General features: G+C 33.2%; 15 protein-coding genes and 2 pseudogenes. All 17 read left to right on the forward strand.

Translation table 11 applies throughout. The features are described 5' to 3' along the window. The first annotated feature begins 32 nt into the window (after positions 1–32). A complete protein-coding gene (gene sucC / locus HMPREF3241_RS06855; RefSeq protein ID WP_002439496.1) occupies positions 33–1,199 on the forward strand; it encodes an ADP-forming succinate--CoA ligase subunit beta in 1,167 nt (388 codons plus the stop codon). 21 nt (positions 1,200–1,220) lie between these two features. Continuing rightward, complete coding sequence (gene sucD, locus HMPREF3241_RS06860; protein ID WP_002446283.1) at positions 1,221–2,129, forward strand: succinate--CoA ligase subunit alpha; 909 nt, start codon at positions 1,221–1,223, stop codon at positions 2,127–2,129. A gap of 196 nt (positions 2,130–2,325) precedes the next feature. Further along, positions 2,326–2,437 (forward strand): annotated as a pseudogene (locus HMPREF3241_RS13365) (IS200/IS605 family transposase); the annotation flags it as partial. A gap of 57 nt (positions 2,438–2,494) precedes the next feature. Then, positions 2,495–2,595: pseudogene (locus tag HMPREF3241_RS13370) on the forward strand (IS200/IS605 family transposase); the annotation flags it as partial. Between the two features lie 324 nt (positions 2,596–2,919). Further along, positions 2,920–3,795 carry a DNA-processing protein DprA gene (gene dprA, locus HMPREF3241_RS06865; RefSeq protein WP_002499693.1) on the forward strand — a complete coding sequence of 292 codons (876 nt, stop codon included), beginning with the start codon at positions 2,920–2,922 and terminating at the stop codon, positions 3,793–3,795. 179 nt (positions 3,796–3,974) lie between these two features. Beyond that, on the forward strand, positions 3,975–6,044 hold the full coding sequence (gene topA, locus HMPREF3241_RS06870) for a type I DNA topoisomerase (protein ID WP_002446285.1): 2,070 nt from the start codon (positions 3,975–3,977) through the stop codon (positions 6,042–6,044). 24 nt (positions 6,045–6,068) lie between these two features. Then, complete coding sequence (trmFO, locus tag HMPREF3241_RS06875; RefSeq protein ID WP_002495759.1) at positions 6,069–7,376, forward strand: FADH(2)-oxidizing methylenetetrahydrofolate--tRNA-(uracil(54)-C(5))-methyltransferase TrmFO; 1,308 nt, start codon at positions 6,069–6,071, stop codon at positions 7,374–7,376. Positions 7,377–7,629: 253 nt separating this feature from the next. Continuing rightward, the gene (gene xerC / locus HMPREF3241_RS06880) at positions 7,630–8,490 is read left to right on the forward strand and encodes a tyrosine recombinase XerC (RefSeq protein WP_002446287.1); all 861 of its coding nucleotides are present in this window, start codon (positions 7,630–7,632) and stop codon (positions 8,488–8,490) included. 3 nt (positions 8,491–8,493) lie between these two features. Beyond that, positions 8,494–9,036 carry an ATP-dependent protease subunit HslV gene (gene hslV / locus HMPREF3241_RS06885; RefSeq protein ID WP_002446288.1) on the forward strand — a complete coding sequence of 181 codons (543 nt, stop codon included), beginning with the start codon at positions 8,494–8,496 and terminating at the stop codon, positions 9,034–9,036. A 69-nt stretch (positions 9,037–9,105) separates the two neighbouring features. Next, complete coding sequence (hslU, locus tag HMPREF3241_RS06890) at positions 9,106–10,509, forward strand: ATP-dependent protease ATPase subunit HslU (protein WP_001829474.1); 1,404 nt, start codon at positions 9,106–9,108, stop codon at positions 10,507–10,509. 23 nt (positions 10,510–10,532) lie between these two features. Further along, positions 10,533–11,306, forward strand: a complete 774-nt coding sequence (gene codY / locus HMPREF3241_RS06895; protein ID WP_002446289.1) for a GTP-sensing pleiotropic transcriptional regulator CodY — start codon at positions 10,533–10,535, stop codon at positions 11,304–11,306. Positions 11,307–11,662: 356 nt separating this feature from the next. Then, a complete protein-coding gene (gene rpsB / locus HMPREF3241_RS06900) occupies positions 11,663–12,451 on the forward strand; it encodes a 30S ribosomal protein S2 (protein WP_001832557.1) in 789 nt (262 codons plus the stop codon). A gap of 151 nt (positions 12,452–12,602) precedes the next feature. Beyond that, the gene (tsf, locus tag HMPREF3241_RS06905) at positions 12,603–13,481 is read left to right on the forward strand and encodes a translation elongation factor Ts (RefSeq protein WP_002446291.1); all 879 of its coding nucleotides are present in this window, start codon (positions 12,603–12,605) and stop codon (positions 13,479–13,481) included. A gap of 140 nt (positions 13,482–13,621) precedes the next feature. Then, positions 13,622–14,344, forward strand: a complete 723-nt coding sequence (pyrH, locus tag HMPREF3241_RS06910; protein WP_002439511.1) for a UMP kinase — start codon at positions 13,622–13,624, stop codon at positions 14,342–14,344. Between the two features lie 16 nt (positions 14,345–14,360). Beyond that, a complete protein-coding gene (gene frr, locus HMPREF3241_RS06915; protein WP_002446292.1) occupies positions 14,361–14,915 on the forward strand; it encodes a ribosome recycling factor in 555 nt (184 codons plus the stop codon). A 220-nt stretch (positions 14,916–15,135) separates the two neighbouring features. Beyond that, positions 15,136–15,906: an isoprenyl transferase gene (locus HMPREF3241_RS06920; protein ID WP_002446293.1), complete on the forward strand. Its 771-nt coding sequence runs from the start codon at positions 15,136–15,138 to the stop codon at positions 15,904–15,906. Between the two features lie 3 nt (positions 15,907–15,909). Continuing rightward, a complete protein-coding gene (locus HMPREF3241_RS06925; RefSeq protein ID WP_001829499.1) occupies positions 15,910–16,692 on the forward strand; it encodes a phosphatidate cytidylyltransferase in 783 nt (260 codons plus the stop codon). Positions 16,693–16,734 lie beyond the last annotated feature (42 nt).

Below are 16,734 nucleotides of genomic sequence, written 5' to 3' on the forward strand. Positions count from 1 at the left end.
GCAACTTAACCTAAGAAACAGGAGGATGGAAGATGAATATCCACGAGTATCAAGGGAAAGAAATATTTCGTTCAATGGGCGTTGCAGTTCCAGAGGGACGAGTAGCATTTACTGCTGAAGAAGCAGTGGAAAAAGCGAAAGAATTAAATTCAGACGTATATGTGGTTAAAGCGCAAATTCACGCTGGGGGTAGAGGTAAAGCAGGCGGCGTGAAAATTGCTAAATCATTATCTGAAGTCGAAACATACGCAAATGAACTGCTAGGTAAACAATTGGTCACACATCAAACTGGGCCAGAGGGCAAAGAGGTTAAACGTTTATATATTGAAGAAGGATGCGATATCCAAAAAGAATATTATGTTGGTTTTGTTATTGATCGTGCTACTGATAAAGTGACTTTGATGGCATCAGAAGAAGGTGGAACTGAAATTGAAGAGGTTGCAGCTCAAACACCTGAAAAGATTTTCAAAGAAACAATTGATCCAGTAGTAGGATTATCACCTTACCAAGCGCGACGTATCGCTTTTAATATTAACATTCCAAAAGAATCAGTTGGAAAAGCAACTAAATTTTTACTCGCACTATATAATGTCTTTATCGAAAAAGATTGTTCTATTGTTGAAATCAATCCACTTGTTACAACTGGAGACGGTCAAGTATTGGCTTTAGATGCTAAATTAAATTTTGATGATAATGCATTATTTAGACATAAAGATATTTTAGAATTACGAGATTTAGAAGAAGAAGATCCTAAGGAAATAGAAGCTTCTAAATATGATTTATCATACATCGCTTTAGATGGAGATATTGGTTGTATGGTTAATGGCGCAGGTTTAGCCATGGCAACAATGGATACAATTAATCATTTTGGTGGAAATCCAGCCAACTTCTTAGATGTAGGTGGCGGTGCTACAAAAGAAAAGGTAACTGAAGCATTTAAAATTATTTTAGGTGATGACAATGTTAAAGGTATCTTTGTAAATATTTTTGGTGGAATTATGAAATGTGATGTTATTGCCGAAGGTATTGTAGCAGCGGTTAAAGAAGTTGAACTAACATTACCATTAGTTGTTCGTTTAGAAGGAACTAATGTAGAACGTGGTAAAGCAATATTAAACGAATCAGGTTTAGCTATTGAGCCAGCGGCAACTATGGCTGAAGGTGCTCAAAAAATTGTTAAACTTGTTAAAGAAGCATAAGGAAAGGATGGGAGCACTAAGATGAGTGTATTTATTGATAAAAATACGAAAGTAATGGTACAAGGTATCACAGGGTCTACTGCCCTTTTCCATACAAAACAAATGCTTGATTATGGGACACAAATTGTCGCAGGGGTAACGCCTGGTAAAGGTGGACAAGTTGTAGAAGGTGTTCCAGTATATAACACTGTTGAAGAAGCTAAAAATGAAACAGGAGCTAATGTATCTGTTGTATACGTACCAGCACCATTCGCTGCTGATTCAATTATTGAAGCAGCTGATGCCGATTTAGACATGGTTATTTGTATTACTGAACATATACCTGTTGTTGATATGGTTAAAGTAAAAAGATATTTACAAGGTCGTAAAACACGTTTAGTCGGACCAAACTGTCCTGGTGTGATAACTGCCGATGAGTGTAAAATTGGTATTATGCCGGGATATATCCATAAAAAAGGTCATGTTGGTGTCGTGTCTCGTTCTGGTACATTAACGTATGAGGCAGTGCATCAATTAACTGAAGAAGGTATCGGTCAAACAACTGCTGTAGGTATCGGCGGTGATCCAGTAAATGGGACTAACTTTATTGATGTTTTAAAGGCATTCAATGAAGATTCTGAAACTAAAGCCGTAGTAATGATTGGAGAAATTGGTGGTACTGCAGAAGAAGAAGCGGCACAATGGATTAAAGAAAATATGAACAAACCTGTAGTAGGTTTTATCGGCGGTCAGACAGCGCCTCCAGGTAAACGTATGGGTCATGCTGGAGCTATTATTTCAGGAGGTAAGGGTACAGCATCTGAAAAGATTAAAACATTAAACGATTGTGGTGTTGAAACTGCAGATACACCTTCTGAAATAGGAACAACCCTTATTGATGCAGCTAAAAAAGCAGGCATTTATGAAGAGTTATTAACTATTAAAAAATAATATATATTAGTATTGATTTCAACGAACCTTGAACATTAAACCTTGTTCAGGTTCGTTGTTTTTTTGTATAAAGAACACCATACGTTATGCGTATGATTCACAAAAGTTTTATCTTTATCTAAAAAAAGCATCTCTACATGCTAGAATATACATCGGTCAGCCAACCAAAATATTCAACACGAAGAGATGCTTTTTAATGTCATCCGACACAAACAGTTTAGCACATACATAATGAAATTGTAAGTAGCACATTGTTTTTGAGCCCAGATATAGTAGGCTAGTGATATATGGAAAAGAAATAAGGGATAGGAAACCCCTTGTGTCAATGATGTGAGTGGAAAATTGTAAAATAATTGAAGCAAAGATATATACATATGTTGGTAAGTATTCCATCCCATATAGGTGTATCATCATTTGTTGAATACTTAAATAGAAGAATAGTTTAATTTTTGATAGATATTTCAATTGAAAATATAAATATGGGAACAGAAAATTCTAGTGCAGAGAATTTGGTGAGGAACCAGGTAGGTTGATTTAAATAAAAATCAAAATAACGGATTAAGTATCAGTATGGTTTTATTTTAAAAATTAGTTATCTTTTTTGATACATTGATATATATAATAGTAGAAACATGAAATTCGACAATTTTACATTATACTATGACACGTTAAACCCTTATCATTAAATTACTCCTTACAAATACATGATATTTAAAAATTAAATGTCTTTAAACAGTAAACTAAAAAATTTGGATTTGAAGGTATAATATAAACAAAGGAGTAATGATAATTGATACAACATACGATGTTAAAACTATATTGGGCAAATTTCACTACAGCACAACTTCATCATCTTACACGTAAATATCCCGGCTTTCTATCAGAAAACGTATTTCATCAACATGACATGATAAAAAGGTGGCTTACAGAGCGTAATTCTGAAAGACTATGGAACAAATATGAACGTTTCAAAAAATTAAAGCTGATGGACATTATTAAAGAAATGAAAAAAGCAAATGTTAGTTTTACGACATACTTCGATGATAACTACCCTTCTCTTTGCAAAGAAATGTATGATTATCCTTATGTGATATTCTACAAAGGAAATCCACAGTTCTTTAATCATTCTCACTCTCTAGCTGTAATTGGCTCACGTAATGCCACACAATATACAAGTCAATCTTTAAACTATCTTTTTCCTTCATTTAGACAATTAAATATGGCGATTGTTTCTGGATTAGCGCGTGGCGCAGATAGTGTAGCACATCAAACCGCACTTAAATACTTTTTACCAACTATTGGCGTACTTGGATTTGGACATTGTTATCATTATCCTAAAGCAACCTTAAATTTAAGAACTAAAGTTGAAAGAAATGGCTTAGTGATAAGTGAATATCCACCATTTTCTCCCATAAATAAGTATAAATTTCCTGAAAGAAACAGACTTATAAGTGGTCTGTCTAGAGGGGTTCTTATAACTGAGGCTGAAGAAAGAAGTGGTAGTCAAATTACTATTGATTGTGCTTTAGAGCAAAATAGAAATGTTTATGTTCTACCTGGTTCAATGTTCAACAAAATGACTAAAGGCAATTTACGAAGGATAAATGAAGGTGCTCAAGTTGTTATAGATGAAAGTAGTATCTTAATTGATTATCTATTTATGTAAATGATAGATTTACTTTCTGAATTAATTATTTATATCCTTTAATTTAGTTAAAGTTTAATGAATCAAAAATAATAACAATTCTTACAAAATTGGAAATTAAAAATTAAAACGTTGACAAATACAAAAATAACCGTTTATCATTTATCTTTAGTAATTAAATTTGCAAGGGGGAATAAACTTTGGCAGATAATTTAGTCATTGTTGAATCGCCTGCAAAAGCTAAAACCATTGAAAAATATTTAGGCAAAAGATATAAAGTTATTGCTTCAATGGGACATGTTCGTGACTTACCAAGAAGTCAAATGGGTGTCGACACTGAAGATAACTATGAACCAAAATATATTACAATTCGTGGCAAAGGTCCTGTAGTTAAAGATTTAAAAAAACATGCGAAAAAAGCCAAAAAGATATTTTTAGCTAGTGACCCTGACCGTGAAGGTGAAGCGATTGCTTGGCATTTATCAAAAATTTTAGAATTAGAAGATAGCAAAGAAAATAGAGTAGTATTTAATGAAATTACAAAAGATGCTGTTAAAGATAGTTTTAAGCATCCTCGTGGTATTGAAATGGATTTAGTTGACGCGCAACAAGCACGTCGTATTTTAGATAGACTCGTTGGTTATAATATTTCTCCAGTATTATGGAAGAAAGTTAAAAAAGGGCTGTCTGCTGGGAGAGTTCAGTCAGTTGCTTTACGTTTAGTCATTGACCGTGAAAATGAAATTCGTAATTTTAAACCTGAAGAGTATTGGTCTATTGAAGGTGAATTTAGATACAAGAAATCTAAGTTTACAGCTAAATTTCTACACTATAAAAATAAACCTTATAAGCTAAATAACAAAGACGATGTTCAAAAGATTACTGAAGCATTAAATGGTGATCAATTTGAAATCACAAATGTGAATCGTAAAGAAAAAACGCGTTATCCTGCTCATCCATTTACTACATCAACCTTACAACAAGAAGCTGCACGTAAATTAAATTTTAAAGCACGTAAGACAATGATGCTAGCGCAACAATTATATGAAGGTATTGACTTAAAGCGTCAAGGTACAGTAGGTTTAATCACGTATATGCGTACTGATTCTACTCGTATTTCAACTTCTGCAAAATCAGAAGCGCAGCAATATATTACTGATAAATATGGTGAACAGTACGTGTCTCAGCGTAAATCATCGGGTAAACAAGGTGATCAAGATGCTCACGAAGCTATTAGACCTACTAGTACAATGCGAACGCCTGATGATATGAAAGCTTTTCTTACTAGAGATCAACACCGTCTATACAAATTAATTTGGGAGAGATTTGTAGCAAGTCAGATGGCTCCAGCTATTTTGGATACGGTAGCTTTAGATGTAACTCAAAACGACATTAAATTTAGAGCTAATGGTCAAACTATTAAATTTAAAGGTTTTATGACACTATATGTAGAGGCAAAAGATGATAAAGAGAATGATAAAGAAAATAAGCTTCCTCAACTTGATAAAGGAGATAAGGTGACTGCGACAAAGATTGAACCGGCACAACACTTTACACAACCTCCTCCTCGTTATACCGAGGCACGTTTAGTTAAAACACTCGAGGAACTTAAAATTGGAAGACCTTCAACATATGCTCCTACTATTGATACGATTCAAAAGCGGAACTACGTCAAGTTAGAAAGTAAACGCTTCATTCCAACTGAATTAGGAGAAATTGTTTATGAGCAAGTTAAAGAATACTTCCCAGAAATTATTGATGTAGAATTCACTGTAAACATGGAAACATTACTTGATAAAATTGCTGAAGGTGACATGAATTGGCGTAAAGTAATAGGAGATTTCTACAACAGTTTTAAACAAGATGTTGAGCGCGCCGAATCTGAAATGGAAAAGATTGAGATTAAAGACGAGCCAGCAGGTGAAGATTGTGAAGTCTGTGGTTCTCCAATGGTAATTAAAATGGGAAGATATGGTAAGTTTATGGCATGTTCAAACTTTCCAGACTGTCGTAACACAAAAGCAATTGTCAAAACGATTGGTGTCACGTGTCCAAAATGTAATGAAGGAGATGTCGTAGAACGTAAATCAAAGAAAAATAGAATTTTCTATGGTTGTTCTAGATATCCGGAATGTGATTTTATTTCTTGGGATAAGCCTGTTGGAAGAGATTGTCCTAAGTGTCATCATTACCTTGTGAATAAGAAAAAAGGTAAAAGTAGTCAAGTTGTGTGCTCCAACTGTGATTATGAAGAAGAAGTTCAAAAATAGATGAGTAATTTTAGGAGGGGCAAAATGACTCAAAAAGTAAATGTTGTAGGAGCTGGTTTAGCTGGCTCTGAAGCTGCATATCAATTAGCTCAACGTGGAATTAAAGTGAATTTAATTGAGATGCGTCCAGTTAAACAGACTCCAGCGCACCATACAGATAAATTTGCTGAATTGGTTTGTTCAAATTCATTGAGAGGTAATGCACTTACAAATGCTGTCGGTGTACTTAAAGAGGAAATGAGACATTTAGACTCGTTAATTATCACATCAGCAGATAAAGCACGTGTGCCAGCTGGTGGTGCTTTAGCAGTGGACAGACATGATTTTGCTGGCTATATTACAGATACCTTAAGAAACCACCCAAACATCACTGTATTAAATGAAGAAGTTAATCATATACCAGAAGGTTATACGATTATAGCAACTGGTCCTTTAACTACTGAGCATTTAGCACAAGAAATTGTTGATATTACTGGTAAAGATCAATTGTATTTTTACGATGCTGCCGCACCAATAATAGAAAAAGATTCAATTAATATGGATAAAGTATATTTAAAATCACGTTATGATAAAGGTGAAGCAGCGTATCTTAACTGTCCTATGACTGAAGAAGAATTTAATCGTTTTTATGATGCAGTATTAGAAGCTGAAGTTGCAACAGTCAACGAGTTTGAAAAAGAAAAATATTTTGAAGGCTGTATGCCATTTGAAGTCATGGCTGAAAGAGGACGAAAAACTTTATTATTTGGTCCGATGAAACCTGTTGGACTTGAAGATCCTAAGACTGGGAAACGTCCTTATGCAGTTGTTCAATTAAGACAAGATGATGCAGCTGGAACATTATATAATATTGTTGGCTTTCAAACACATTTAAAATGGGGTGCGCAAAAAGAAGTCATTCGTTTAATACCAGGATTAGAAAATGTTGATATTGTAAGATATGGTGTGATGCACCGAAATACCTTTATTAATTCACCTGATGTTTTAAACGAAAAATATGAATTAAAAGGACATGATAATTTATATTTTGCTGGACAAATGACTGGCGTTGAAGGTTATGTTGAAAGTGCTGCTAGTGGATTAGTTGCAGGTATTAATCTTGCGCATAAAATTTTAGGTAAAGGGGAAGTTATTTTCCCTAGGGAGACAATGATAGGTAGTATGGCTTACTACATATCGCATGCAAAAAATGAGAAGAACTTTCAACCTATGAATGCCAATTTTGGTCTTTTACCATCTCTTGAAAAACGTATTAAAGATAAAAAAGAAAGATATGAAACACAAGCCAAAAGAGCGTTAGAGTATTTAGATAATTACAAACAAACGCTGTAATTTACAAATAGGTTAACTAGGTAGTTGATAACTACCTGGTTTTTTTGTGATGAATATTGTTTAAAACTAACGTAAATTAAGTAAAACAAGTGAGTTAGAGAAAATTATGACTAATTTATATAAAGTATGGAATTAATTCTCTAAAGATTTTGAATTGATTATCAAATTACTGTATGCGTTTTTACACATATGCTACAATGCAATATGATGGAGGAGATTGATTTTGGATAAAATCCAAGAAACATTTTTATACATGTTAAAGGTTGAAAGAAACTTTTCAGAGTATACGTTAAAATCTTATCATGATGACTTAGTTCAATTTAACAACTTTTTAGAAAGAGAACATTTACAACTTGAGACTTTTGAATATAAAGATGCTAGAAACTATTTGGCTTTTTTATATTCTAATCAACTAAAAAGAACTACGGTATCAAGAAAGATATCAACGTTACGTACCTTCTATGAATTTTGGATGACTCAAAATAATTCAATTATTAATCCCTTTGTTCAACTAGTGCATCCTAAAAAAGAGAAGTATTTACCTCAATTCTTTTATGAAGAAGAAATGGAAGCACTTTTTCAAACTGTAGAGCATGATAATAAAAAAGGCATACGGGACAAAGTTATTATTGAATTGTTATATGCAACAGGAATACGTGTGTCTGAATTAATAAATATTAAATTAAAAGATATAGATATGAACTTACCTGGTGTAAAAGTCTTAGGTAAAGGAAATAAGGAAAGGTTTATACCTTTTGGAGAGTTCTGTAGACAGAGTATAGAAAGATACTTAGAAGAATTTCAACCTAAACAATTAGCTAATCATGATTATTTAATTGTAAATATGAAAGGTGATCCTATCACCGAAAGAGGAGTAAGGTATGTACTTAATGATGTCGTTAAAAGAACCGCTGGGGTCAATGACATACATCCTCATAAATTAAGACATACTTTTGCTACACATTTATTAAATCAAGGTGCTGATTTAAGGACTGTACAGTCTTTACTTGGTCACGTCAATTTATCGACCACTGGACGTTATACACATGTTTCGAATCAACAATTGAGAAAGGTGTATTTAAACGCACATCCTCGAGCAAAAAAAGGAGAGTAATTTATGGATAATTCTTTACACGCTACAACAATTTACGCTGTACGCCATAATGGTGAAGCAGCTATGGCTGGTGATGGTCAAGTCACATTAGGCCAACAAGTTATTATGAAACAAACTGCGAGAAAAGTGAGACGTTTATACGAAGGAAAAGTATTGGCTGGTTTTGCTGGTAGTGTTGCTGATGCCTTCACACTTTTCGAAAAATTTGAAACAAAACTTCAGCAATTTAGTGGTAATTTAGAGCGCGCAGCTGTTGAACTAGCACAAGAATGGCGTGGAGATAAACAATTACGACAACTAGAGGCGATGCTTATCGTAATGGATAAAGATGCCATACTTATTGTTAGTGGTACAGGTGAAGTTATTGCACCTGATGATGATTTAATTGCCATTGGGTCAGGTGGTAACTACGCACTTAGCGCAGGTCGAGCTTTAAAAAGACATGCAACACAACTTTCTGCTAGTGAAATGGCATACGAAAGTTTAAAAGTTGCAGCTGATATTTGTGTGTTTACAAATGACAATATAATTGTAGAAACGCTTTAAAAACAGCATTGCTCAAATTAAGGAAATGAATCTCATAAAACAAAGTAGCAATATGGAGGAATGTTAAATATGGATACAAATGGAATTAAGTTAACCCCAAAAGACATCGTATCTAAATTGAATGAGTATATTGTAGGACAAAATGATGCAAAACGTAAGGTGGCTATTGCATTAAGAAATCGTTATCGTAGAAGTCTTTTAAAAGAAGAAGAGAAACAAGAGATTGCGCCTAAAAATATTTTAATGATTGGTCCAACGGGAGTTGGTAAAACTGAAATAGCTCGACGCATGGCAAAAATTGTTGGAGCACCGTTTATTAAAGTCGAGGCAACTAAATTTACAGAAGTCGGTTACGTTGGTAGAGATGTTGAAAGCATGGTTAGAGATTTAGTTGATGTTGCTGTACGTTTAGTAAAAGACGAGAAAAAGTCATTAGTTAAAGATGAGGCAACTAAGAAAGCAAACGACAAATTAGTTAAATTACTTGTTCCGAGTTTAAAAAAGAAGGCAGCACAAGGTAACAATCCTTTGGAAAATTTATTCGGTGGAGCAATTCCAAACTTCGGTCAAAATCAAGATGAAGAGGAAGAACCGCCAACTGAGGAAATTAAAACGAAACGTTCTGAAATAAAAAAACAACTTGAACAGGGCAAACTTGAAAATGAAAAAGTAAGAATAAAAGTAGAACAAGATCCTGCATCAATGGGAATGTTAGGGACTAATCAAAATCAACAGATTCAAGATATGATGAATCAATTGATGCCCAAGAAAAAAGTCGAAAGAGAAGTTTCGGTTGAGACAGCTAGAAAAATCTTAGCTGATGATTTTGCTGACGAATTAATCGACCAAGAAACTGCGAATCAACAAGCCTTAGAGCTTGCAGAACAAATGGGTATCATATTTATTGATGAAATAGACAAGGTTGCTACTAACAATCAAAATAGCGGTCAAGATGTGTCAAGACAAGGCGTACAACGAGATATTCTTCCTATACTTGAAGGTAGCATGATTCAGACAAAATATGGTACTGTAAATACTGAACATATGCTATTTATAGGTGCTGGTGCATTCCACGTATCAAAACCTAGTGATTTAATTCCTGAATTACAAGGTCGATTTCCAATTAGAGTGGAATTAGAAAGCCTTTCAGTAGAAGATTTCGTGAGAATTCTGACAGAACCAAAATTATCGCTTGTCAAACAATATGAAGCATTGCTTCAAACTGAAGAAGTTACAGTTAACTTCTCAGAAGATGCCATTCAAAGATTAGCTGAAATTGCATATCAAGTTAATCAAGATACTGATAATATTGGTGCTCGTAGATTACACACTATTCTAGAAAAAATGCTTGAAGATTTATCATTTGAAGCACCAAGCATGCCGAATGCTGTTGTGGATATTACCCCACAATATGTAGATGACAAATTAAAATCAATCTCAACAAATAAAGATTTAAGTGCATTTATTTTATAAATATATATAGAAGGAGAAAAAATATGAGCTTATTATCTAAAACAAGAGAATTAAACACTTTATTACAAAAACATAAAGGCATTGCAGTAGATTTTAAAGATGTTGCTCAAACAATTAGTAATGTTACAGTTACTAATGTATTTATTGTGTCGAGAAGAGGTAAAATCTTAGGATCTTGTTTGAATGAATTATTAAAAAGTGAACGTATTAAAGATATGTTAGAAGATCGACATATACCGCGCGAATATACTGAAGAGTTGATGAATGTTAAACAAACAGAATCAAATATCGATATTGATAATGAATTAACTGTATTTCCACCAGAGAATAGAGAGGTATTTTTAAATAGTAGAACAACTATTTTTCCAATTTTAGGTGGTGGCGAAAGACTTGGTACGCTAGTCTTAGGTCGAGTTCAAGACGACTTCAATGAAAATGACTTAGTATTAGGAGAATATGCAGCCACTGTAATAGGAATGGAAATATTACGAGAAAAACATAATGAAGTCGAAAAAGAAGCTAGAGATAAAGCTGCTATAACAATGGCAATCAACTCACTTTCATACTCAGAAAAAGAAGCAATCGAACATATATTTGAAGAACTTGGTGGTACAGAAGGTTTACTTATAGCTTCAAAAGTAGCTGACAGAGTGGGCATTACACGATCAGTCATAGTGAATGCTTTACGCAAACTTGAAAGTGCGGGTGTCATAGAATCACGTTCTCTTGGAATGAAAGGGACATTTATTAAAGTGAAAAAAGATAAATTCCTTGATGAGCTTGAAAAAAATAAGTAAAAGTTGAATATGAAATGTTTTTTTGAAATATTAGTAAATTAAGATTAATCTGTGAATAATGAATGGACTGATTTTTACTTTTTCAGAAACCTATTATTTTATATGTTAATTATCGACTATAAAATGTTTAGAGAAATTAAGAATGTTATTAAATAATCTCCATCTTTATTGTTATTCAAACAGAAATTCAATAATACAAATCATGTTATTGCTTTTATGTATTAAATATGATATATTAATTGACGACTATAAAGCCAATACGCACATAATCAATTTAAATATAAAGGGTGCAAATTAAATATTTGTCTTTATATCAGTTGATTATGGAGGTAAATAACCACTAGGAGGAATTTAAAATGGCAGTAATTTCTATGAAACAATTACTTGAAGCCGGTGTTCACTTCGGTCACCAAACACGCCGTTGGAACCCAAAAATGAAAAAATATATCTTCACTGAAAGAAATGGTATTTATATCATTGATTTACAAAAAACAGTGAAAAAAGTTGAAGAAGCATACAACTTTGTTAAACAAATCTCTGAAGAAGGCGGAAAAGTCTTATTCGTAGGTACAAAAAAACAAGCGCAAGAATCAGTTAAAGCTGAGGCAGAGCGTGCTGGTCAATTCTACGTTAACCAAAGATGGTTAGGTGGGATTTTAACTAACTACAAAACAATCTCAAAACGAATTAAACGTATTTCTGAAATTGAAAAAATGGAAGAAGACGGATTATTTGAAGTATTACCTAAAAAAGAAGTTGTTGAACTTAAAAAAGAATACGACCGTTTAATTAAGTTCTTAGGCGGTATTCGCGATATGAAATCAATGCCTCAAGCATTATTCGTTGTTGATCCTCGTAAAGAGCGCAACGCTATTGCTGAAGCTCGCAAACTAAATATTCCTATCGTAGGTATTGTTGACACTAACTGTGATCCTGATGAAATTGATTACGTTATCCCAGCAAACGATGATGCTATTCGTGCCGTTAAATTATTAACTGGTAAAATGGCAGACGCTATCTTAGAAGGTCAACAAGGTGTATCTAATGAAGAAGTAGCTGCAGAACAAAACATCAATTTAGATGACAAAGAAGAATCTGAACAAGCAGAAACAACTGAAGAAAACACTTCTGTTGAATCAAACTAAGAGATAGTTTAAATGGGTGATAAGATACTAATGCTTATCACCTTTTTTTAAAAATAAAATTAAATCATAATACTGTAATGGAAATATAACCTAAAATAATGCTAAAATCTAGGTATATCAATAATTACTATTTATATTGGAGGAATAATGAATGGCAATTTCAGCAAAACTTGTTAAAGAATTACGTGAAAAAACTGGCGCAGGAATGATGGATTGTAAAAAAGCGCTAACTGAAACTGATGGTGACATCGATAAAGCGATTGACTACTTACGTGAAAAAGGTATTGCAAAAGCAGCTAAAAAAGCTGACCGTATCGCAGCAGAAGGTCTTGTACACGTTGAAGTAAAAGGTAATGAAGCTGCAATCGTTGAAATTAATTCAGAAACAGACTTCGTAGCACGTAACGAAGGTTTCCAAGAATTAGTTAAAGAAATTGCTAACCATATTTTAGATAGCAAGGTAGAAACAGTAGACGCTTTGATGGAATCTAAATTATCTAGCGGTAAAACTGTTGATGAAAGAATGAAAGAAGCTATCTCAACAATTGGTGAAAAATTAAGCATCCGTCGTTTCTCTATCAGAACAAAAACTGATAATGATGCATTTGGTGCATATTTACACATGGGTGGACGTATTGGTGTGTTAACCGTAGTTGAAGGTACTACTGATGAAGAAGCTGCTAAAGACGTAGCAATGCACATTGCGGCAATCAACCCTAAATATGTTTCTTCTGAACAAGTAAGCGAAGAAGAAATCAATCATGAAAGAGAAGTATTAAAACAACAAGCATTAAACGAAGGTAAACCAGAAAAAATCGTTGAAAAAATGGTTGAAGGTCGTTTACGTAAATATTTACAAGAAATTTGTGCTGTAGATCAAAACTTCGTTAAAAATCCAGACGAAACTGTTGAAGCTTTCTTAAAAGCTAAAGGTGGTAAACTTACTGATTTCGTTCGTTATGAAGTTGGAGAAGGTATGGAAAAACGTGAAGAAAACTTTGCTGAAGAAGTTAAAGGACAAATGAAATAATCTGTCATAAAGTTTAACAAGGAAGAAGACACCTCACACGTTTCCTTTTTATAAGTCTATTGTTAAGATAGCTAAAAGGAGACATTCGTGTCTTCTTTACTTATATATTTACATATTTTTACGATAGAGAGGATAAGAAAATGGCACAAACTTCTAAATATAAACGTGTAGTATTAAAATTGAGTGGTGAAGCTTTAGCAGGTGATAAAGGATTCGGCATAAATCCTATCATTATCAAAAGCGTTGCACAGCAAGTTGCTGAAGTTGCCAAAATGGATTGTGAAATTGCTGTCATTGTCGGCGGTGGAAATATTTGGAGAGGCAAAACTGGTAGCGACCTAGGCATGGATCGTGGTACGGCTGATTACATGGGGATGCTTGCTACTGTAATGAATGCTTTAGCATTACAAGACAGTTTAGAACAATTAGATTGTGATACACGTGTTTTAACTTCTATTGAAATGAAACAAGTTGCTGAACCATATATTCGTCGACGTGCAATTAGACATTTGGAGAAAAAACGTGTTGTTATATTTGCCGCTGGAATTGGTAATCCTTACTTCTCAACTGACACAACTGCTGCTTTACGTGCGGCTGAAGTAGAAGCAGATGTAATTTTAATGGGTAAAAATAATGTAGATGGTGTTTATTCAGCTGATCCAAAAGTTGATGCAAATGCAATTAAATATGAACATTTGACACATATTCAAATGCTTCAAGAAGGTTTACAAGTGATGGATTCAACAGCTTCATCGTTCTGCATGGATAATAACATTCCATTAAATGTTTTCTCTATTATGGAAGAAGGTAATATTAAGCGTGCTGTAATGGGTGAAAAAATCGGAACATTAATTACAAAATAATTTTGAGGTGTAAAAAATGAGTGACATAATCAAAGATACAAAGTCTAGAATGCAAAAATCAATTGATAACTTATCTCGTGAACTTGCTAACATTAGTGCTGGTAGAGCAAACTCCAATTTACTTAATGGTGTTACAGTTGACTACTATGGTGCACCTACACCAGTGCAACAATTAGCAAGTATCAATGTGCCTGAAGCACGTCTATTAGTTATTTCACCATATGATAAGACATCAGTTGCTGATATTGAAAAAGCAATTATCGCGGCTAATCTTGGGGTTAATCCAACGAGTGATGGTGAGGTTATTCGTATCTCTGTACCAGCTTTAACTGAAGAAAGACGAAAAGAATTAGTTAAAGAAGTTAAAAAAATTGGTGAAGATGCTAAAGTCTCAATTAGAAATATTCGTCGTGATATTAATGATCAGCTTAAAAAAGACGAAAAAAATGGTGACATTACTGAAGACGACTTAAGAAGTCAAACTGATGATGTACAAAAAGCTACAGATAATTCGATTAAAGATATAGATCAATTGGTTGCCGACAAAGAAAAAGATATTATGTCAGTATAGGTATTTTATTATCGCAAACACATTCATATTAGTATATTATCTAAAATGAAACATCTGTCAGACATTGAATATCTTCATAGTCTAAACTGTACCAACTAAGACTTTGGTACAGTTTTTTTATTTGCTTATTCAATGGAATAAATGAGTATGATAAAATGATAGATGATTGTTTAATTAACTAATATTATAAACAGAGACGATCAGGCTCGGAGGAAAGACCATGTTTAAAAAGCTGAAAAATAAAAACAAAACTGAGACAAAACATAATAATGATTTAGACATACATAATATACCTGAACATGTGGCTATTATCATGGATGGAAATGGACGTTGGGCAAAAAAACGTAAAATGCCTAGAATTAAAGGACATTATGAAGGTATGCAAACAATCAAAAAAATTACTCGCGAAGCGAGTGATTTAGGTATTAAGTACTTAACACTATACGCATTTTCAACAGAGAATTGGTCTAGACCTGAAAGTGAAGTTAATTATATTATGAATCTTCCTGTGAATTTCCTTAAAACATTTCTACCAGAATTAATTGAAAAGAATGTTAAAATTGAAACAATAGGGTTTTATGAAGGTTTACCACAATCGACAATTAATGCTATTGATTTTGCTAAAGCTAAAACTCAGAACAATACTGGGTTAACTCTTGTGTTTGCTATAAATTATGGTGGACGAGCTGAGATTATTCAGAGTATGAAAACAATATATAACGAATTACAATTAAACGGACAAGGATCTGATGTGATTGATGAGGCGTTAATAAAACGTCATTTAATGACGCATAGTTATCCAGATCCAGACTTATTAATACGCACTTCAGGAGAACAAAGGATAAGCAATTTCTTAATATGGCAAGCTTCATATAGTGAATTTATTTTTAATGAAAAGCTATGGCCAGATTTTGATGAAAAAGAGTTAAGAGAGTGTTTGAAAATATATCAATCACGCCAAAGACGTTTTGGAGGATTAAGTGAGGAGTAAAAAATGAAAGTAAGAACATTAACCGCGATTATAGCTTTATTAATATTCTTGCCTATCTTGCTCAAGGGTGGCTTAATATTAATGCTTTTCGCATTTTTACTAGCTTTGATAGCCTTAAAAGAATTACTTAATATGAATATGATTAAATTTTTATCTATACCTGGTCTGATTAGTGCTTTAGCCCTAATTATTATCATGTTACCTCAAGATGCAGGTGAATGGGTTCAAGTTATCCAACTTAAAGGTTTAATTGCTATGAGTTTCATAGTTTTAAGTTATACAGTGCTATCTAAAAACAGATTTAGTTTTATGGATGCTGCATTTTGTTTGATGTCTGTAGCTTATGTAGGAATTGGTTTCATGTATTTTTATGAGACACGTTCTGAGGGCTTGAGATATATTTTATTTGCATTTTTAATCGTTTGGCTAACAGATACGGGTGCTTATATTTTTGGTCGCCTTATGGGTAAACATAAGTTATGGCCAGTTATTAGCCCTAATAAAACAATTGAAGGTTTCTTTGGTGGTATTTTATGTAGCATTTTAGTACCATTAGTGATGCAAATGTTTGTAGATTTACATATGAATATTTGGCTTTTATTATTAGTCACAATTGTGTTAAGTATGTTTGGTCAATTAGGTGATTTAGTAGAATCTGGGTTTAAACGTCATTTTGGTGTTAAAGATTCGGGACGTATACTACCAGGGCATGGCGGTATATTAGATAGATTTGATAGCTTCATGTTTGTATTACCGCTATTAAATATTTTACTGATACAAACTTAAATTTATGAATTGTAAAATGGAATAGATGTTATAATGAAGGAG

The sequence above is a fragment of the Staphylococcus sp. HMSC34G04 genome (assembly GCF_001838765.1).
Classification (GTDB): domain Bacteria; phylum Bacillota; class Bacilli; order Staphylococcales; family Staphylococcaceae; genus Staphylococcus; species Staphylococcus epidermidis.